Below are 19,332 nucleotides of genomic sequence, written 5' to 3'. Positions count from 1 at the left end.
TCAAGAGGTCGATCCTGTTTCACTATGGTGGACTATGCATGGCACCTAACCCATACGAATAAGTGAAGAGCCATAAATAACCAGCCTCTTTATAAAAGTATTTCAGAGTCTGCGGTGGGTTTTGTATTGAAATATTTCGATTCAGCTGCATCGATGAATGAGTACGTTTTGGTGTGGGATAGGCTGCGAAGATAACATGTTGGCTTGACAGAGGTGCTGTAAAGTATCACGCCGCGAAAGAAGTTGGCCGTAGTGGTCTGACTCTACTTATGAGCCCCGTTAAAAATGGGGGATTACCTTAGGAGGTGTTATGGGGCAGGAGAGTATGGTCTCTGTTATTATGCCTAATTATAATGGGGGAGAATATATTGGAGCGGCTATCCAGTCTGTACTTTCCCAGACATACGCCGATCTCGAGCTTATCGTGGTTGATGATGGTTCGACAGACAAGTCTCTACAGGAGGTTGAGAGGATCAAACAGCAGGACTCACGTGTAAAGCTGATAAGAATGCCCGGGAACTCTGGAGCGGCAAAAAGCAGAAATGCAGCTATATTGGAGTCAGTGGGTCGCTTTATTGCTTTTCTTGATTGTGATGATCTTTGGTATGAACAGAAGCTGGAAGTGCAATTGGCTGAAATGATTGCTGCAGGCAGTGCCATCAGTTGCACTGCTGTAGATGTTATAGACTCTCATGGAGGTAAGGTTGGTGCTCGTAAGGTGCCGGAAGTCATTAGCTATTCCACCTTGCTGCGTAAGACTCCGATCGTGACTTCTTCGGTTATTTTTGATACTGATCAGGTAGGTCGGGTATTGATGCCTGATATTATTAGGCGGCAAGATTTGGCTATGTGGTTAAAGATAATAAGAATGAATGGGGTGGCGTGTGGTATCGATAAGTGTTTGGGCGCTTATCGAGTTCACTCCTATTCGCTGTCCAGAAATAAAGTGGTCTCCGCTAAATATACTTGGAAAGTTATCAGGGAAGTGGAAAATTTATCTCTGATTAAGTCTGCGTATTATTTCTCTTTCTATGCTGTCGGTGGCTTGCTTGGACGGTTGCGGGGCGTTAACTAATGCTTTCATGCAGTCGATTTTCTTTTGTTGCTTTTCGGTTGTTTGAGTGTTTTCTTGGTGTTTTGCGTGGCTTATTCTGATGAATAATAAAATTCTTGTTACTGGCGCTTCTGGATTTATTGGGCGTTATTATATGAGCCTTTTGGAAGACAAGCCGGTAAAAATTATCGCTGCCTCTCGAACCAGACCTGAGTACGTTCCAACTAATGGCACTTGGCTGGCCTCACCTGAGCTGGCAGAAGGCTCTTGTTGGCAAGCGCATTTGGATGGAGTGCAAACGCTGGTGCATTTGGCTGGTCGAGCCCATGTGGTGAGAGAGCCGTCGGTGAACGCCGTAGATGAATTTAGAAAGATAAACACGGAAGGAACCGTTGAACTGGCTAAGCAAGCACTGAAAGCTGGAGTTCAGCGTTTTATTTTTGTTTCTTCCATTGGGGTTCATGGTATAGAAACGCGTGTGCCATTGAAACCTGGCTCTCCTGTGGCCCCGTTGGATGACTATGCAGTATCAAAGCAGGAGGCTGAAAAGCTGTTGCGTGATGTTTTTTTTGACTCGAATGTTGAATTAGTCATCGTTCGGCCTCCAATGGTTTACGGCATAGATGCCCCAGGGAATTTTCGCCGCCTATTAGATATGGTCACTAAAGGTGTGCCGCTGCCATTTGGTTTAGTTCAGAATAGACGCAGTTTGGTATCTGTGCATAACCTATCTGAAATACTTTGGCGAGCGGCCAGCTACCCTCTGCCATCATGTTGCATCATTCTTCCTTGTGATGGGGAAGTGGTGAGTACTGCAGAAATAATAAGGGGGATGGCTAAAGCGTTGGGGGTATCCCCCCGATTACTGCCGGTTCCTGTTGCCTTGATGTATGCTGCGGCGACCCTCTTGGGACGAAGGCGGACGGCAGTCAAGGTCTTGGGCGACTTTGAGATCGACCCGCAGCCTCTATATGAGTTGTTGGGCTGGAGGGGTAAAGCAAATTTTGTGGATGAGCTAAAAAGGGGTGTGGTTCGTAGCGTCTTGAAATGACGCAGAGTTTGTGTGCTGATCGGCGAAATCCCTGCAACAGTTGTCCGCGACGTTCAGGCGCGGCGATCTTCTTGAGTTTCTGGATGATGGTTTTCGCGCCGCTGCTTCTACCTTTCTGAATGAGTAATCGCATGTCTTTGTGGATTTTGTTGCCCGGTGTTTTTGGTGTTGCTTTGCTGTTGACCTGGATGTTACGCCGTTATGCCTTGTCTCGCAGCCTGATGGACATACCTAATGCGCGTAGTTCACATTCAGTCCCTACGCCTCGGGGCGGTGGTGTGGCTATTGTCCTGGCCTATCTGGCTGTGCTGCCGCTGGTGGGGTATCAGGGTTGGTTGAGTTGGCCATTGGTCGTCGGGCTGATGGGGACAGGGGCTTTGGTAGCGGTGATCGGCTTTCTGGATGACCACGGCCATATCGCGGCGCGCTGGCGGTTGCTGGCTCATTTCGTGGCGGCTGCCTGGTTGCTGGCCTGGTTGCCGGCGCTGCCTCGATTGGCGCTGCTGGGCACCAGCTTTGATCTGGGGCTGATCGGTTATGTATTGGCTGCGGTAATGCTGGTATGGCTGTTGAACCTTTATAACTTCATGGATGGTATTGACGGTATTGCCAGCGTAGAGGCGATTACTGTTTGTGTGGGCGGTGCTTTGCTGTATGCACTGGTTGGGATACCCATGTTAGCTACTGCGCCTTTACTTCTTGGAGCAGCTGTAGCCGGGTTTCTGGTATGGAACTTCCCTCCTGCGAAGATCTTCATGGGAGATGCGGGCAGTGGTTTTCTAGGCGTAGTGCTTGGTGGGCTGGCGTTACAAGCAGCCTGGGTTGCACCGCAGTTACTATGGGCCTGGTTGATTCTGCTGGGTGTATTTGTGCTGGATGCCACCTTCACCCTGCTGCGCCGGCTGCTGCGCGGGGACAAGGTATATGAGGCGCATCGCAGCCATGCTTACCAGTATGCATCGCGCGAGTACGGCGCACATTTGCCGGTTACGCTGGCGGTGCTGGCGATCAACGTGCTTTGGTTGCTGCCCTGGGCTTGTGTGGTAGCGCTGGGTTATATCGATGGGCTGTTGGCCTTGTTGATTGCCTATCTGCCGTTGGCTGTGTTGGCGGTGAGATTCCGCGCCGGGCGGTTGGAAAGCACATGAGCGTAGCGCAGGTGCGCTACACACCCAGGTGATGCGGTCGGCCAGGCGCTATCGTACAAGGGGTTAGAGAGATGAAGACATTATTGATTCTGGGTGCCGGCGGGCATGGTAAGTCGGTTGCCGAGGCGGCGTTGCTCAGGGGAGAGTGGGAGTCTGTTCTTTTTCTTGATGATGCCTGGCCGCAGGTGACCGAAGCCTTGGGTTGTAAAGTGGTGGGCAAGGTGGCGGATATCGGTACTGTGGCTGGCCGTTGCCAGGGCGCTATTGCTGCTGTGGGGAATAATGCGGTTCGTGAGCAGTGGATTGCTCTGATTGAGCAAAGCGGTATTGAGCTGGTTTCTGTCGTGCATCCCAAGGCCTGGATCAGTCCTGCCGCCAGAGTGGGTGTAGGGAGTGCGGTGATGGCCGGTGCGGTGGTGGGTACGGTTTCCGAGGTGGGTAAGGGTGTGATTGTCAATGCCAATGCCACCGTGGACCATGATGTGCAGATGGGGGATCTGTCGCATATTGGTGTAGGGGTGCAGCTTGCCGGCGGAGTGAAAATTGGTGCGCGTGCCTGGCTGCAGGCAGGGGCGTGCTGTGGTTACAACGTAGAAGTCGCCGAGGGAGAGCTGATTCTTCCTGGGGCTGCTTTATATGAGAAGAGGTGATGCTTGAAAGTTCTAGTAACGGGTGCGGCGGGTTTCATCGGCTTTCATGTTTCCAGACAATTGCTGGAGCAGGGCCATAGCGTTGTCGGTTTGGATAACCTCAACGATTACTACGAGGTGTCACTCAAGGAGGATCGGCTGAAGGAGCTGGCACCTTATGAGCATTTTCGTTTTGTGAAGATGGATCTGGCTGACCGTGATGCGGTGGCCCGACTGTTTGCTGAGGAGGGCTTCAACCGGGTGGTGAACCTGGCAGCGCAGGCGGGTGTGCGCTATTCACTGGAAAATCCTCATGCTTATGTCGACAGTAATCTGGTTGGCTTCGTGAACATTCTGGAGGGGTGCCGTCAGAACAAGGTGGAGCATCTGGTGTACGCTTCGTCCAGTTCTGTGTATGGGGCTAACGAGACCATGCCGTTCAGCGAGCAGGACAATGTTGACCATCCTGTGTCCCTGTACGCGGCCACCAAGAAGGCCAATGAGCTGATGGCGCATACCTATAGCCATCTGTATGGGGTGCCTACTACCGGACTGCGTTTCTTTACCGTATATGGCCCCTGGGGGCGGCCGGATATGTCGCCCATTCTGTTTGCCAATGCGATCACGCAGGGCAAGCCACTGAAAGTATTCAACTTCGGCCAGCATCGCCGCGACTTTACCTATATCGACGATATCGTGAATGGCGTCCTGTTGTCCCTGGCGCGTATTCCTGAAGGTAACCCCGAGTGGTCGGGGCTGAAGCCTGACCCATCCAGTAGCCGGGCTCCCTGGAAGGTCTACAACATCGGTAACAGTCAGCCGGTAGAGTTGCTGCATTACATCGAAGTGATCGAGAAGGCGCTGGGTAAGACTACCGAGAAGGAGCTGCTGCCGCTGCAGCCGGGGGATGTCGAGCATACCTATGCGGATGTTACTTCTTTACAGCGGGATACGGGTTATCAGCCGCGCTTTTCCATTGAGGAAGGGGTGGAAGAATTTATTCGCTGGTACCGGGATTATTATCGGGCCTGAGTCACTGTCCGGACCTCTCTTGTTCAAATATCTGGAATATTATCAATCATGAAAATTGCCGTAGTAGGTACAGGTTACGTAGGGCTTTCCAATGCCGTTTTGCTCAGTCAGCACCATGAAGTGGTGGCGTTGGATATCATGCCTGAGAAGGTCGCTCTGCTGAATGATAGGGTCTCGCCTATCGAAGACACGGAAATCTCTGACTTTCTGAAGAACAAGCCGCTGAATTTCACTGCGACTCTGGACAAGCAGGAGGCGCTGAACGGTGCTGAGTTCGTCATCATCGCTACGCCTACCGACTATGATCCGCAGAGTAATTATTTCAATACCAGCAGTGTTGAGGCGGTCATTGCGGATGTGTTGGCGATCAATCCGGGTGCGGTGATGGTCATCAAGTCTACTGTTCCGGTGGGCTATACGCAGGCGATCAAGGAAAAGTTCAATACCGGCAACATCCTCTTTTCGCCGGAATTCCTGCGTGAAGGCAAGGCGTTGTATGACAACCTGTACCCGTCGCGCATCATTGTTGGTGAGCGTAGTGAGCGGGCCGAGGTGTTTGCCGGACTGCTACGGCAGGGCGCGATCAAGCAGGATGTGTCGGTGCTGTTCACGGACTCGACCGAGGCTGAGGCGATCAAGCTGTTCTCCAATACCTATCTGGCCATGCGTGTGGCTTACTTCAATGAACTGGATAGCTATGCCCAAGTGCATGGGTTGGACAGCAGGCAGGTCATCGAAGGCGTGAGCCTGGATCCGCGCATCGGCGGCCACTACAACAACCCTTCCTTTGGTTACGGTGGTTATTGCTTGCCGAAGGACACCAAGCAACTGCTGGCCAACTATGACCAGGTGCCCAACAACCTGATCAAGGCCATCGTGGACGCCAACCGTACCCGCAAGGACTTTATCGCTGACTCCATCATTGCCAGGAAGCCGACGGTGGTGGGTATCTATCGTTTGGTGATGAAGTCCGGCTCGGATAACTTCAGGGCGTCTGCTATCCAGGGTGTGATGAAGCGGATCAAGGCCAAGGGGATCGAGGTAGTGGTCTATGAGCCGGTGCTGGAAGAGGATGCCTTCTTCGGGTCTCGCGTGCTTAATGATCTGGATGCCTTCAAGCAGCTGTGTGATGTGGTGATTGCGAACCGGCAGTCTGCGGAGTTGGAGGACGTGGCTGAGAAGGTGTATACGCGGGATTTGTTTGGTAGTGATTGAGTTTCAAGGTGCCAGGGTGTTGTGCTCGGCGTAGCGCAGGCGCGCTACACCCCAGTGTTAGTGGGCCAGGGCACTTGCTCTGGCGGGATTGATTCGCCGTCCCAGCCGACCACGGGAATGGTTTCGCCTGGTGGTTGCAGGTGTGCTTGCTTGATCACTTTTAAATCTTGCCTGTCGGTGATCTCAGAGGGCCTGCAGGTATGCCGGTGTTGATGGCTGGTTGTGGGGACGTGGCGTATAATGTAACCATTACCCAAGTCACCGATAGGAGGGAGTGACCATGACAACGCTAACTGTTGGTGAAAAAAAGGCATATTTCGCCAGGGTCCAGCGCGACAATTATGCAGCCAGTTTGAGATTGGAAGGGTTCACTGTAAAACCCCGTGATGCTTCCTGTTCTCTCCCGACAAAGGCGGAGCTTCTCAATCGTTATCGTCAAGAGAAGGTTTGATTCTGGATAAATATGGTGTTGGGCAGGATCCTTATTGCTACCCAGGAAGCCTTGTCCTACGGAATCGCTTGCATATTCTTGACGAGGACCTTCTGACGCTGGCTGAGCGTGACATTACTACGGTATCGGCAGGTGAGATCCGATTCCAGTTGCCACCATATGACTTTTCCTACCTATGTCGCATGCACAGCGAACTCTTCATTGATATTTATGATTGGGCTGGGCAGGTCCGGACAGTCGATATCTCCAAAGCTGATACACGATTCTGTAACGTAGACAGGATCAGGCCTGAGGCAGCCAAGCTTTTTCATACGCTGGCAAATGCTAACTGGTTGGAAGGATGCGAGCGGATAGAGCTGGTGAAGCGGGTTGCTGAGTTTTATGGAGACCTGAATGTTATTCATCCTTTTAGGGATGGGAACGGTCGCGCGCAACGTCTGTTGTTCGAGCACTTGATTATCAATGCCGGCTACCAGATTGACTGGTGGCAGGTAAGTAGAGATGAATGGGTGCAAGCAAATATTGCTGCTGTTGTTTGCGACTATGGACCTTTGGTGGCGGTTTTCGATCGATGCATTGGTCAGCGGATTTCTCCATGAAGGAGTGGTCTGGCGCCTCGACATTACCTGTGTCGTGCAAGGCTTATCAAACGTATGGCACGCAGGCGCTTGATCATCTCGTCGAGGGTCCGACAGGTCGCTGTCAGGGTAGGAGCCCCCGATGTTGGAGTGGAAGCCGGGAAACCAGACCTGTTCGACCATCTTCTGCCGCCGTCAGAAAGGTGCCTTCTATCTACGTGATCCCTCTGGCAGGTATCGGCGTGTTCGAACAGCTACGCCGTATTAATGTACAGATCGATACATTAGCATTTTGTACGTTAAGGGCTTCCCATGCAGAAATTTTACAACCGCGAGCAGTAACTGCATCAGCTGCGAAAAACGAAATAGACATTGTCGCCATCAATGACCTGGAAAAACGCATCCTGCTAGTGGAGGTCAAGCGCCAGTTGAAACGCTACAGCCCACAAGCCCTGGCGGATAAAACCCGGCACTTGCTGCACAAGCTCGACTGCAAAGGCTACAGCGTGGAACAGGAGTGCTTCGCTCTGGATAATCTGGAGACTGTTCTGGATAGGTATGCGGAGTCGGGCGCCGGTGTACGCAGACGTTGAGCTGGTCGGCCATGGCCATCACTTTCCTGAGTCCGATGTCGCATGCATCGCGAACTCTTCATTGATATTTATGATTGGGCTGGGCAGGTCCGGACCGTTGATATCTCCAAAGCTGATACACGATTCTGTAACGTAGGCAGGATCAGGCCTGAGGCAGACAAGCTTTTTCATGCATGTGGTAATGGATATGGCGAATGGCGTAGCGCAGGGACGCTACACCCCAAACAGGAAGTGGAGCCGAGATGAAACGCCCCTCACGACGACAACGAGTGAAGTCAAAGCATGCACTGCTGGACGATTCCAGGCTGAGTCTTGAGCAGCGCTTGCAGATAGCGCAAGCGGTGCGTTATCAGGGCAGCCCTTTCCATAAGAAGTTCCCGGCGGATTACGGACTACCCGAACCAAAACCCCGGCCAGACAAAACCCTTTGCGACGCTGAGGAAAAATTTTCGTTATCGGATGCCCAGACACTATTGGTTGCCGGCGTTATGCGGGGCATGGTGAGTACGCAGTTCCGGAATGGCTGGCCTCAGAATATCTGGGCTGTACATAATGACATAGTATTTGAGTCCCAGCTGCAGAATCAGGGGCTGGGAGAGTATCATGGCTATCCAATGATACTGGATGTGGCTTTTGCTGACGTCATCCGCAAAGAGTGGGAGAAGCGAGCACCATGAGCATGCATATTGCCACGCGCTGGCTGGAAACGGCGCAGGTTAGTCGCGCTTCCCAGTGGGAAAGCGCTGCAGACAATGCGACTTTATCAGAGCTTGAACTGAGCGTAGCCGGCTTGTGTATGACACGTGCCGAAGACTCACTGAACGGTGAGGTGCGGCGTCATGCGGTGCTTTCCGCGAACCGCCTGGCAGAATGGCTGGTGTGGAATTGGTGGCGTTTATGCTTTGAACCTCGGCGTAACGGTAAACAGCAGGCACCAGGCTGGCTTGAGTCTCATGGAATGGCTGCGGTTGGGGGAGGTTGGTTATGGCCCAACGTGACCTTTGCCAGTGATGGGGTGCGGATGCGAGTCAGCGCTGATCCCAGTGCGGCAAGCGCGCAACAACCCCTGCGTTATTTGTCTGCAGGGCATGCAGTCATTCCTCTGATCAGCTTTGAAGATGCTGTTGATGACTTCGTAGAGCGGGCTTGCGAGCGGTTGGTGGACCAGGGGCAGACACAAGCTGACCTCCTGATGATGAGGCAAGAGCTGCAAGCAGAACGCGCAGATCCAGAGCTGGCAATCTATCGGCAGCTGGAGGCGTTACTGGGCTTTGATCCTGATGAGTGTCCAGAGACATTGGTAGCGGGCTTGTATCAGGATATCGATTTGTTGGGGCTGGATGCGATTACCGAGCTGGCTGCGGGTGCAGGTAATGCCGCTATCAGCGCTGATCAGCTTCAGAGCTGGGCGCGTTCAAAGGGGGGAGCGTCTTCCAGGGAAGATAGAATAGGCTGGTCGGGGCAGGATGCGCGTGTTGACTATCAGCTGGAAGCTTGGCGCAATGGGGTAAAAGCCGCTCATGCTCTGAGAGAGCAGGAAAATGTACCGGACACTCCTATCAGTAACACTCAGTTAGCCGAATGGTTTGCTGTCCAGAAGGTCTTTTTTGAGGATCAGAGCCATAATCAGGCGCTGGCCTATGATCTGGCTCTGAAGGGCGAGTCGAGTCGTGTGCTCCTGCGTTCGAAATGGCCTGTTGGCCGGCGGTTCGAGGTGGCAAGACTGCTGGGTGATGGCTTGTTACGACCAGCACCTGAAACATTGCACTTGGCAACCGCGCAAAATACCTATCGTCAGAAGCTACAGCGCGCTTTTGCTGCGGAGTTGCTATGCCCTATTGGTCCCCTGACAGAGTTGCTGTCAGGGGAATACTCAGATGATGCTCTGCAAGGGGCTGCCGATGTATTCGGTGTTAGCCCAATGACGGTGACAATGCAGCTGCTGAACAACCATGTTCTGCAAAGCGATGAGCTGAACGGCTACGATCTTGACTTGGTCACAGCATAACCCCATTGAAGAAGGCTTCGGAATCCTGGCTGTTCAGGCTCATGACTTCGTGTTCATGGATGGTTTTTTCAGCGTGAGCCAGCGCGCTGCAGTGGTGCCTTTATCAATGCGTGTGGTGTGGCAGGCGCGCTACACTCCGATGTTAGTGGGCCAGGGTACTTGCTCTGGCGGGATTGGTTCACCGTCCCAGTCGACCACGGGAATGGTTTTGCCTGGTGGTTGCAGGCTTGCCTGTTTGATCACTGCGGTGAGGTTCGGTGGGCGATAGGGGGTTGGGGTGATGTCCTTGTCCACGGGGGCGTCGTGTTGGACGTGTTCCAGTTGCCAGCGTTGCAGGGCGGAGATGTGCAGGTATTCGTTGACGGTCTCCTCTTGCGGGTTGGGCGTGTTGCGCCGGCTGTTTTCGAGGCTGACGTTGTTGCGGATCAGGCCGTCGAGCTTGCCGGTGGGTGGTGTGATCACGTCGCAGATGGTGCGCAGGTAGGGGTAGGTGTGGCTGAGCATGGCGCGGTATAGCAGTGTTCGGCTTTCGATGCCTTTGCCCTTGATGCGTTCCTGTATCGGGCGGTTGAGATCCAGGGCCACGTGATGAACGTCGATCGCCAGGTCGGTGTGGACGCGCAGGCGTTTGATCATCCAGTCGAGGGTGATGTCCGACAGGTCGCTGTCGGGGTAGGAGCCGCCGATGTTGGAGTGGACGCCGGCGAACCACACCTGTTCGACGATCTGGCCGGACGGCAGTGGTTGGCCGATGGGCTTTTCCCATAGTGTGGGTGGGAAGGCGGCGCGTTTTTCGTCGATGGCCAGGGCGTGCAGGGCGACGTCGACATGCGAGCCCAGGCGTACGTCGTGGAAGTACCAGCGTGAAGCGAAGGACAGGTTCTTCGCCCAGTCGCCGGGAATACCCAACGAGCCGACGGTGTCCCATACGCCGATGCATTTGATCCTGACCTGTTCGTGGCGCTTGAGGTTGTCGATGGCGGCGATGGCGGTTTTTCTTGCCTGGTTGTCGGGGTAGTTGTCCGATCGGCGGATTTCCAGCAGTTGTTCCAGTGGGCCACCGAGGCAGGAGGGGTGGAATATGCCGGCCAGGTTGATCAGCCCCGCCAGGCTGCGTGCGGTATAGGCGCCCCGGGAAAAGCCGAAGAGGTAGATTTCATCGCCTGGCTGGTAGTTGTTGCCGAGGAAGCGATAGCCGTCGATGACGTTGGCATCCAGCCCGGCGCCGCTGAAGCCACCGCTGACCTTGTCGCCCTTGGCGGTGCCGACGCCGCGCCCGTAGTAGAGGATCTGGCTGGTGCCGTCGCCTGCCACCGGTGGGATGGAGCGCAGCAGCTTGACGACGTTGGTTACCTTGTCGCTTTTGTCATTGGAATTCCAGGTGCCGTCCAGGCAGAGAACCAGTCTTCTTTTGGGCATGACGTTTTCCTTGTCATTGGGGGTGCCCATTCTGTATAGCTCATTTGGTGCGATTTGGAGGGGGAGGCGTAGTGCCCGAGTGCGGATCGGGCGCTACATCCCTGGCATTATCTCTACGTTAAGTCACACTAGTGTCACTTTGTGTAGAGTGAGGTGGTGAACGCTTCATGCTTGCGTCGACAATTTTCTGGAGAAGAGTGATGGATGGTCAAGACATTCGCTGGGTGCAGCGCTTGGCAAATTTTAAGCGAGCGAGGGCGAGGTTGGTCAGTGCGGTGGAGTTGGCCCATTCACGTGATCTAAGTGATCTGGAGAAGCAAGGAGTCATTCAGGCGTTCGAGTTCGTCTTTGAGTTGGCCTGGAATGTGATGAAGGATTATTTTCTCTATCAGGGCAATCCCGGCATAACAGGGTCCAGGGATGCTATTCGTAACGCGTTCAAGCACGGTCTGGTTACGGATGGAGAGGGCTGGATGGAGATGATCAAGAGTCGTAATCAGTCTGCCCATACCTACAATGAGTCTGTCGCCAACGAGATTACCGATAAGATTCTGAATAGCTATCATGGTTTGTTCGCTCGGTTTGAAACAGATATGCAGAGTAGGGCCGAGGAGATATGACAACCTTGCTGTACGGTCTGCCCACCGACGCGATTGAACGATTGACGCGGGTATTCAAGCAGTGGCCGCAGATTGATGAGGTTCTGCTTTACGGATCACGTGCCAAGGGAAACTATCGGCCAGGATCGGATATCGACTTGACGATCAAGGGAGAGATGCTTGATCTGTCGACGTTGTTGACGATTGAAAATCAAATCGATGATTTGCTGTTGCCCTGGACTGTGGATTTGTCACTGATGCACCGGATTGACAACGCGTCGCTTGTTGAGCACATCGAGCGCGTTGGGGTGCCTTTTTATGTCAAGCATGATACGGCCTTGATACAGGTATAGCGTCCGAATGCGGACCGGGGGTGCTCATCCCATGACTGCTGTGGTGGGTTACACATGTCTTGTTTGGCTAACGATTCCATCCCTTTGTCTACCGCTTCATATGCTTTCTGCGAAGCTTGCTTCGTATATGGATTTAATCTGAACTCTTTCTGCGCTACGCTTTCCTATTTTTTGAAAAAAACTTATTTAGAATCAGGAGTTAACAGTGAAGGTCACTAAAGCTGTTTTGCCGGTTGCGGGGTTGGGTACGCGCTTTTTGCCCGCCAGTAAGGCGATTCCCAAGGAGATGGTCACGGTAGTGGACAAGCCGGTGATTCAGTATGTGGTCGAGGAGGCGCTGGCGGCCGGGATCAACGAGATTGTATTGGTGACTCACTCCAGCAAGAAGGCCATCGAGGATCACTTCGATGTGCACTATGAGCTGGAGGCGGAGCTGGAGCGCCGGGGCAAGAAGGAGTTACTGCAGGTGTTGCGCGATATCGCGCCGCCGCAGCTGAAGGTGACGGCGGTGCGTCAGGGCCGGGCGTTGGGCCTGGGGCATGCGGTGTATTGTGCTCGGCCGGTGGTTGGGGATGAGCCCTTTGCCGTGCTGCTGCCGGATGTGTTGGTGGAGCAGGGCAGTGGCGCCACCAATGACCTGGGGTTGATGACGCAGCGCTTTATCGAGACCGGTGGTCATGCCCAGATCATGGTCGAGCCGGTGCCGGAGGAGTTGGTCAGCCAATACGGGGTGGTGGATGTGCATGGCGTTGAGCTGCAGCCGGGCAACCATACGCTGATGAGCCGGGTGGTGGAGAAGCCGCCACGTGATGAGGCGCCGTCCAACCTGGCGATCGTCGGTCGTTATGTATTGCCCGGGCGCATCTTCGAGCTGCTGGCCAATACCCAGCCCGGTGCGGGTGGGGAGATCCAGCTGACCGATGCGATTGCCGAGCTGATGAAGGGAGAGGGCGTCGAGGCCTGGCATATTTCCGGTCGCTCCTATGATTGCGGCAGCAAGCTGGGGTATCTGGAGGCGACGGTTGCCTATGGTTTGCAGCATCCGCAACTGGGAGCTGATTTCCGGGCGATGTTGGGGCGTTATCAAGGTTGAGGATGAACCATGTACATTGATGTGTATGGCGATACGCTATGCGCGCTGGTCAGCTCTGCGGCGCTGGCTTCCACGGGGCATCAGGTCCGCTTGCATGTGCCCGCCGGGCCGATTGCCGATGCCTTGAGTGGTGAGGAGTTTCCTTTCCGTGAGCCGGGGCTTGCGGATCTGATGGCTGAGCAGAAGCGCTCTGGCCGACTGCTGGTGGCAGGGCTTGATACCGCACCGGATACCCGTTGCACCGTGCTGTGGCTGGCATTGTCGCCGGATGCGCTGGAGTTGGCGCATCGCCTGGTGGATGGCTTGCCGGCTGATATCGATCCTGAATTCCTGGTGGTCAACCAGTCCACCTTTCCCGTCGGCAGTACCGAGGCATTGCAGCAGACTCTGCTGGGCCGACCTGGAGCCGACCTGCGCCATGGTGCGGTGGTGAGCATTCCCGATCTGCTGACCGAAGGGGCGGCGCTGAATGGTTTCACCCGCGCCGAGCATTGGTTGGTGGGGGCGGATTTGCCCTGGGCGGTGCGCCTGGTGGCGGAAATACTGCGCCCGTTTAATCGCCGCCGGGATTCGATCATGCAGATGCGCCCGCGGGAGGCGGAGTTCACCAAGCTGGCGATCAACGGCATGCTGGCGACGCGTTTGAGCTATATGAATGATATGGCCAACCTGGCGGACAACCTGGGTGTGGATATCGAGCGGGTGCGCCAGGGGATGGGGGCGGACAAGCGCATTGGTGAGGCTTATCTGTATCCCGGTTGTGGTTTTGGTGGGCTGAGCTTTTCCCGCGATGTGATGAGTCTGGCCAGTACCCTGCAGCACAGCGGTCTGCAGGCGCAGTTGCTGGAAGAGGTGCTGCAGATCAACGAGCGGCAGAAGGAGGCGCTGTTCCGCAAGTTGTGGCGGCACTATGACAATAAGCTGGATGGCCGCAAGGTGGCGATCTGGGGCGTGGCGTTCAAGCCTGAGTCGTCGCGTATCGATAATGCGCCGGCGTTGAAGCTGATCGAGGCGTTGTGGGCGCAAGGTGTGCAGGTGCATGTCCATGATCCCCGTGCGTTGCCGGCGCTGGCGCAATGGGCTGGTACGCGGGATGACCTGGTGCTGCACGACGACCCCTATGCGGCGGTGGCCGGGGCGGATGCGTTGATGCTGGTGACCGAGTGGAAGTCCTACTGGAGCCCGGATTTTGCGCGGCTGAAGGCCGAGATGCGTGCGCCGCTGGTGCTGGATGGGCGTAATGTGTGGGACCCGGTGTATATGAAGCGTAGTGGGTTTACTTATTACGGGATAGGTCGGCGCTGATGAAATATTTACAAAAGGCGAAATTATGATCTGGCGCGTTCTGGCGGACCACGCCGATAGCATGAAAGAACAGCATCTGGCCCAGCTGTTCGCGACCGATCCGCAACGCTTTGCGCATTTGCATTGCGAGTGCGGGCCGTTGTTGTTCGATTATTCCAAGCAGCGCTTGACCGAGCAGACGCTGGAGACTCTGTTCCAACTGGCCAGGCAGAGCAAACTGGAGGAATGGATCGGCAAGTTGTTCGCTGGCGAGCCGGTCAACTGCACCGAAGGCCGGCCGGCAATGCACTGGGCGTTGCGCTTGCCGCGTGATGCCGCGTGCCAGGTTGATGGCGACGATATCACCGCCCAGGTACATGAACAGCTCGACCGGATGGAGCGCATCGTCAACAAACTGCATTCCGGACAGTGGCGCGGGGTGACCGGTGAGGTGGTGACCGATGTGGTCAATATCGGTGTGGGTGGCTCCGATCTGGGGCCGTTGATGGTCAGCGATGCGCTGTGTGACAGCGTCATGCCTACCTCGTCACGCCTGACCATGCATTTTGCCTCGACCATGGATGGCAGCCAGCTGTCGCAGCTGCTGCGTACGCTCAATCCGCATTCGACGCTGTTCATCATCTCCTCCAAGTCGTTCACCACCATCGATACCCTGAGCAACGCCGATACCGCCCGGCATTGGCTGCAGCACACGCTGGGCAGCAAGCCGGGGGTGGCGCATTGTCACTTTCTCGGGGTGTCTTCCGCTGTGGCGAAGATGACCGAGTGGGGGATCAGCGAGGAGCACCAGTTGCAGATATGGGACTGGGTTGGCGGGCGCTATTCGCTGTGGTCGGCGATTGGTCTGCCGATTGCGCTGAAGGTGGGGATGGACGGCTTCCGGCACCTGCTGGCCGGTGCGCACCTGATGGATGAACACTTCAAGTCGGCGCCATGGGAAAGCAACCTGCCGGTGCTGATGGCGATGATCGGCGTCTGGAATACCAATATCTTGGGAATTAACGCCCAGGCGGTACTGCCCTATGATGGGCGTTTGAAACATTTGCCGCTGTACCTGGAGCAGTTGGAGATGGAGTCCAACGGCAAGAGCGTGACCCGTGAGGGCAAGCCGGTGGAGCACCATACCTGCCCGATCATCTGGGGCGATGTGGGGCCGAATGCGCAGCACGCCTTTTACCAGCTGCTGCACCAGGGCACCGAGGCGGTGACCTGTGACTTCATTATGCCGGCGCGGCGTTATCATCAGAGTCATGATGAGGTGATGGAGGAGCTGGTCGCGCAGCATGAGCTGGCCCTGGCCAACTGCCTGGCGCAGTCACGTCTGCTGGCGCTGGGGGATGCGGCGCTGAAGGAGCCGGAGAGCATGCCGAGCTATCAGCGTTACAGGGGGAATCAGCCGAGTTCGACTTTGTTGTTGGATGAGTTGACGCCGTATAGCCTGGGGGCGTTGATCGCGATGTATGAGCATAAGGTGTTTGTGCAGTCGGTGATCTGGGGGATTAACCCGTTTGACCAGTGGGGGGTTGAGATGGGTAAGCGGTTGGCGGTGGATACGTTGGCGAGGATTCGGGGGGAGACGCGGGAGTTGGTGGGGGCGGATTCTTCTACGGTGGGGTTGTTGGGAAGGATTTTGGGGGAGGGGTGAGGTTTTTTTGTTCCCCCTCTCCCCAGCCCTCTCCCGCGAGGGGAGAGGGAGCTTGTTGGTGCCTGCGGGGTGTTTTCCTTATTTCTGACAGTATTAAGTTATTGATGATGTCCAGATGTCCAGATGTCCAGATGAGCAGATGAGCAGATGAGCAGATGTTGTGGAGTCTCGGTGTAGTGGCCGTTCAGAGAAGCTTCAGGACGAAACAATAGCTCCCAGCCTGCACGACCGGCTCCCTCTCCCCTCGCGGGAGAGGGCTGGGGAGAGGGGGAAGGGCAGCCCACCCCCAAAAAGATTTTCACGATTTTCAAGCAAAGGAACCTGTATGTCCGAGATCACTTGTTTCAAGGCCTATGACATTCGTGGGCAGTTGGGTACGCAGCTGGATGAGGGCGTTGCCTATCGTATTGCCCGGGGCTTTGCCCAGTGGCTCAAGCCCAAGCGTGTGGTGCTCGGTGGCGATGTGCGGGAGACCTCTGCGCCGTTGAAGGCGGCGCTGGCCAATGGGTTGCGTGACGAGGGTGTGGATGTGCTCGATCTGGGTATGGTCGGCACCGAGGAGGTGTACTTTGCCACCTTCCACCTGGGTGTCGACGGCGGTATCGAGGTGACGGCGTCGCACAACCCTATCGATTACAACGGCTTCAAGCTGGTACGCGAGGGTGCTCGGCCGATTTCCGCCGATACCGGGCTGGCGGATATCCGTGCTCTGGCGGAGGCTGCTGAGTACGAGCTGGTCGACGGCTGTGACCCTACGGTGGCGGAGGCGGATCGCGGCAGCTACGAGTTGGTCGATGTCCGCGCCGACTACATCGAGCACCTGCTCAGCTATATCGACCCGGTGTCTTTCACGCCCATGCGCCTGGTGGTCAACGCCGGTAACGGTGCGGCCGGGCCGGTGGTGGATGCGCTGGAGAAGGCCTTCGCCGAGCAGCATATTCCCGTGGAACTGGTGAAGATCTGCCATGAGCCGGATGGCAGTTTCCCTAATGGCATTCCCAACCCGCTGCTGATCGAGAACCGCGGTGTGACCCGCGATGCGGTGCTCAAGTACGAGGCGGATATGGGGATTGCCTGGGATGGTGATTTTGATCGCTGCTTCCTGTTCGATGAGCAGGGCCGCTTTATCGAGGGCTATTACATCGTCGGGCTGTTGGCGGAGGCTTTCCTGCAGAAGGAGCGGGGCGCGCGCATCATCCATGACCCGCGGCTGGTATGGAATACCGTGGAGCAGGTGGAGCAGAGCGGTGGGGTGGCGATCCAGACCAAGGCCGGGCATGCCTTCATCAAGGAGCGCATGCGTGCCGAGGACGCGGTGTATGGCGGTGAGATGAGTGCACACCACTACTTCCGTGACTTCGCCTATTGCGACAGCGGCATGATCCCCTGGTTGCTGGTGGCCGAGCTGGTCTGCCGCAAGGGCAAGCCGCTGTCCGAGCTGGTCGGCGAGCGTATTGCTGCCTATCCGTCCTCTGGTGAGATCAACCTGACGGTCAGCGATGCCGCAACGGTGATCAAGGCAATCGAGGCGCAATATGCGCCTGAGGCGCTGGATGTGGATTACACTGATGGCCTGAGCGTCTGTTTCGCGGATTGGCGCTTCAATCTGCGGGCGTCGAATACCGAGCCGGTCATTCGCCTGAACGTGGAAAGCCGGGGTGATGCAACCTTGATGCAGCAGCAGACCGATAAGCTGCTGGAGGCGATACGGGCGATTTGACGTTGGGTTTGAGGTGGTAGGCCGTAGGCGTAGCGCAGGCGCGCTACACCCCGAAAGCGGGCGCGGTGTATTCGGGTTGTCGAGCGCCTGCTCGACGACAGGTTTTAGGTGGGGCGGGCGCAGGTGTGGCGCCCGATAGCGGTCCGGGGGCTGCATCCCCGAAGCCGGGGGCTACGCCCCGGAAGATGAGGAATTGGGTATGAGCAAGACCATCTTGGTGACGGGGGGCGCGGGTTATATTGGCTCGCACACCTGCATCAGATTGCTGGAGTCGGGCTACCGGGTGGTGGTGCTGGACAATTTCAGCAACAGCTCTCGGGAGGCGGTGCGGCGGGTGGAGGATATCACCCGTCAGGCGTTGCCGCTGGTTGAGGGTGACGTGAACGATGCTGCTCTGCTCGATCAGTTGTTTGAGCAGCATGCCATCGATGCGGTGATCCACTTTGCCGGGCTGAAGGCGGTGGGCGAGTCGGTGGCCCAGCCGCTGCGCTACTACCACAACAACGTCAGCGGCACTGTGGTGCTCTGTGATGCGATGCGCCGGGCCGGAGTGAAGAACATGGTGTTCAGCTCCTCGGCCACGGTGTATGGCGATCCGGCCTCGGTGCCGATCCGTGAGGATTTCCCCACCAGTGCGACCAACCCCTATGGTCGCTCCAAGCTGATGGTCGAGGGACTGCTGGGCGATCTTTATGTATCCGATAACGCCTGGAACGTGGCGCTGCTGCGCTATTTCAATCCCGTGGGTGCGCATATCAGCGGCCGTATCGGTGAGGACCCGGCGGACATTCCCAATAACCTGATGCCTTACATCGCCCAGGTTGCGGTGGGCCGGCGCGAACATCTGAGTGTGTTCGGCAGCGATTATCCAACCCATGATGGCACCGGTGTGCGTGACTATATCCATGTCATGGACCTGGCCGAAGGGCATGTGAAGGCGCTGCAGTGGCTGGAGCGCGGCCTGGGGCTCAAGGCGTTCAACCTCGGTACGGGCAAGGGCTATTCAGTGCTGGATATGCTGCATGCCTTCGAGCGGGCCTGTGGCCAGAAACTGCCCTATGTACTGACCGACCGTCGCCCTGGCGATGTGGCCTGCTGCTATGCCGATCCGGCCATGGCTGCCGAGGAACTCGGCTGGCGCGCGGAGCTGGGGCTGGAGGCCATGTGTGCCGATGCCTGGCGCTGGCAATCGAATAACCCGAATGGGTATCGCTAAGTGTCTTCGGCCTCTTTCCAGTCATCGTCGGCCCCCCTTCGTCATCCTCGGCGCAGGCCGAGGATCCAGGGTCCTGGCCTACTCTGTGTAGCGGGTGGATCCTTCGCCTTCGCGAAGGATGACGATGGAGGAGCGAAGGGTGACGGGTGAGGAACGAAGGATCGCGAGGGAGACGCCTGGGATGACGAGGGAGGTCGAGGGCGGTAGTGAGGGAACCCGAGAG

At 56.2% G+C, this 19,332-nt stretch carries 20 protein-coding genes; 18 read left to right on the top strand and 2 right to left on the bottom strand.

From position 1 onward, the window contains the following. The first annotated feature begins 310 nt into the window (after positions 1–310). The 11 genes from H6X51_RS16875 (at position 311) to H6X51_RS16820 (ending at position 9,759) form a co-directional block, all read left to right on the top strand. The gene (locus tag H6X51_RS16875) at positions 311–1,075 is read left to right on the top strand and encodes a glycosyltransferase family 2 protein (RefSeq protein ID WP_221627396.1); all 765 of its coding nucleotides are present in this window, start codon (positions 311–313) and stop codon (positions 1,073–1,075) included. Positions 1,076–1,154: 79 nt separating this feature from the next. Beyond that, the gene (locus tag H6X51_RS16870; protein ID WP_185268635.1) at positions 1,155–2,105 is read left to right on the top strand and encodes an NAD-dependent epimerase/dehydratase family protein; all 951 of its coding nucleotides are present in this window, start codon (positions 1,155–1,157) and stop codon (positions 2,103–2,105) included. Positions 2,106–2,236: 131 nt separating this feature from the next. Continuing rightward, positions 2,237–3,253, top strand: a complete 1,017-nt coding sequence (locus H6X51_RS16865) for an MraY family glycosyltransferase (protein WP_185268634.1) — start codon at positions 2,237–2,239, stop codon at positions 3,251–3,253. Positions 3,254–3,324: 71 nt separating this feature from the next. Next, complete coding sequence (locus H6X51_RS16860) at positions 3,325–3,903, top strand: acetyltransferase (protein ID WP_185268633.1); 579 nt, start codon at positions 3,325–3,327, stop codon at positions 3,901–3,903. Between the two features lie 3 nt (positions 3,904–3,906). Beyond that, on the top strand, positions 3,907–4,914 hold the full coding sequence (locus H6X51_RS16855; RefSeq protein ID WP_185268632.1) for an NAD-dependent epimerase: 1,008 nt from the start codon (positions 3,907–3,909) through the stop codon (positions 4,912–4,914). Positions 4,915–4,962: 48 nt separating this feature from the next. Continuing rightward, positions 4,963–6,129, top strand: coding sequence for a nucleotide sugar dehydrogenase (locus tag H6X51_RS16850; RefSeq protein ID WP_185268631.1), 1,167 nt, complete (start codon positions 4,963–4,965; stop codon positions 6,127–6,129). Between the two features lie 280 nt (positions 6,130–6,409). Continuing rightward, the gene (locus H6X51_RS16845; protein ID WP_185268630.1) at positions 6,410–6,580 is read left to right on the top strand and encodes a YhfG family protein; all 171 of its coding nucleotides are present in this window, start codon (positions 6,410–6,412) and stop codon (positions 6,578–6,580) included. Further along, entirely contained in the window at positions 6,580–7,179 is a 600-nt protein-coding gene (locus tag H6X51_RS16840) for a putative adenosine monophosphate-protein transferase Fic (RefSeq protein ID WP_185268640.1), read from the top strand. Before H6X51_RS16845 ends, H6X51_RS16840 begins: the two co-directional genes overlap by 1 nt. 221 nt (positions 7,180–7,400) lie before the next feature. Then, on the top strand, positions 7,401–7,751 hold the full coding sequence (locus H6X51_RS16830) for a hypothetical protein (protein WP_185268629.1): 351 nt from the start codon (positions 7,401–7,403) through the stop codon (positions 7,749–7,751). A 242-nt stretch (positions 7,752–7,993) separates the two neighbouring features. Continuing rightward, on the top strand, positions 7,994–8,428 hold the full coding sequence (locus tag H6X51_RS16825) for a hypothetical protein (RefSeq protein ID WP_185268628.1): 435 nt from the start codon (positions 7,994–7,996) through the stop codon (positions 8,426–8,428). Then, positions 8,425–9,759 carry a hypothetical protein gene (locus tag H6X51_RS16820; RefSeq protein WP_185268627.1) on the top strand — a complete coding sequence of 445 codons (1,335 nt, stop codon included), beginning with the start codon at positions 8,425–8,427 and terminating at the stop codon, positions 9,757–9,759. The genes H6X51_RS16825 and H6X51_RS16820 overlap by 4 nt, the downstream gene beginning before the upstream one ends. On the opposite strand, the gene H6X51_RS20435 is transcribed toward H6X51_RS16820, so the two are convergent. After that, positions 9,749–9,841, bottom strand: coding sequence for a type II toxin-antitoxin system TacA family antitoxin (locus tag H6X51_RS20435; RefSeq protein WP_185268639.1), 93 nt, complete (start codon positions 9,839–9,841; stop codon positions 9,749–9,751). The genes H6X51_RS16820 and H6X51_RS20435 overlap by 11 nt on opposite strands. 47 nt (positions 9,842–9,888) lie before the next feature. Beyond that, on the bottom strand, positions 9,889–11,178 hold the full coding sequence (locus H6X51_RS16810) for a DUF2235 domain-containing protein (protein ID WP_185268626.1): 1,290 nt from the start codon (positions 11,176–11,178) through the stop codon (positions 9,889–9,891). A gap of 200 nt (positions 11,179–11,378) precedes the next feature. On the opposite strand from H6X51_RS16810, the gene H6X51_RS16805 reads away from it, so the two are divergent. The 7 genes from H6X51_RS16805 (at position 11,379) to galE (ending at position 19,109) form a co-directional block, all read left to right on the top strand. Then, positions 11,379–11,798 (top strand): nucleotidyltransferase substrate binding protein, encoded by a 420-nt coding sequence (locus H6X51_RS16805; RefSeq protein WP_185268625.1) that lies wholly within the window; start codon positions 11,379–11,381, stop codon positions 11,796–11,798. After that, complete coding sequence (locus tag H6X51_RS16800) at positions 11,795–12,130, top strand: nucleotidyltransferase domain-containing protein (RefSeq protein WP_185268624.1); 336 nt, start codon at positions 11,795–11,797, stop codon at positions 12,128–12,130. Before H6X51_RS16805 ends, H6X51_RS16800 begins: the two co-directional genes overlap by 4 nt. Positions 12,131–12,335: 205 nt before the next feature. Then, positions 12,336–13,223 (top strand): UTP--glucose-1-phosphate uridylyltransferase GalU, encoded by an 888-nt coding sequence (galU, locus tag H6X51_RS16795; RefSeq protein WP_185268623.1) that lies wholly within the window; start codon positions 12,336–12,338, stop codon positions 13,221–13,223. 9 nt (positions 13,224–13,232) lie between these two features. Further along, positions 13,233–14,528, top strand: coding sequence for a UDP-glucose dehydrogenase family protein (locus H6X51_RS16790; protein WP_185268622.1), 1,296 nt, complete (start codon positions 13,233–13,235; stop codon positions 14,526–14,528). A 25-nt stretch (positions 14,529–14,553) separates the two neighbouring features. Beyond that, complete coding sequence (gene pgi / locus H6X51_RS16785; RefSeq protein WP_185268621.1) at positions 14,554–16,173, top strand: glucose-6-phosphate isomerase; 1,620 nt, start codon at positions 14,554–14,556, stop codon at positions 16,171–16,173. A 325-nt stretch (positions 16,174–16,498) separates the two neighbouring features. Then, positions 16,499–17,893 carry a phosphohexomutase domain-containing protein gene (locus H6X51_RS16780; RefSeq protein ID WP_185268620.1) on the top strand — a complete coding sequence of 465 codons (1,395 nt, stop codon included), beginning with the start codon at positions 16,499–16,501 and terminating at the stop codon, positions 17,891–17,893. 199 nt (positions 17,894–18,092) lie between these two features. Continuing rightward, positions 18,093–19,109 (top strand): UDP-glucose 4-epimerase GalE, encoded by a 1,017-nt coding sequence (gene galE, locus H6X51_RS16775; RefSeq protein WP_185268619.1) that lies wholly within the window; start codon positions 18,093–18,095, stop codon positions 19,107–19,109. The last annotated feature ends 223 nt before the right edge of the window (positions 19,110–19,332 follow it).

The sequence above is a fragment of the Halopseudomonas xiamenensis genome (assembly GCF_014219065.1).
Taxonomy (GTDB): domain Bacteria; phylum Pseudomonadota; class Gammaproteobacteria; order Pseudomonadales; family Pseudomonadaceae; genus Halopseudomonas; species Halopseudomonas xiamenensis.
The sequence above is the reverse complement of the archived record's forward strand: the minus strand, read 5'-3'. Positions and strand labels throughout refer to the sequence as shown.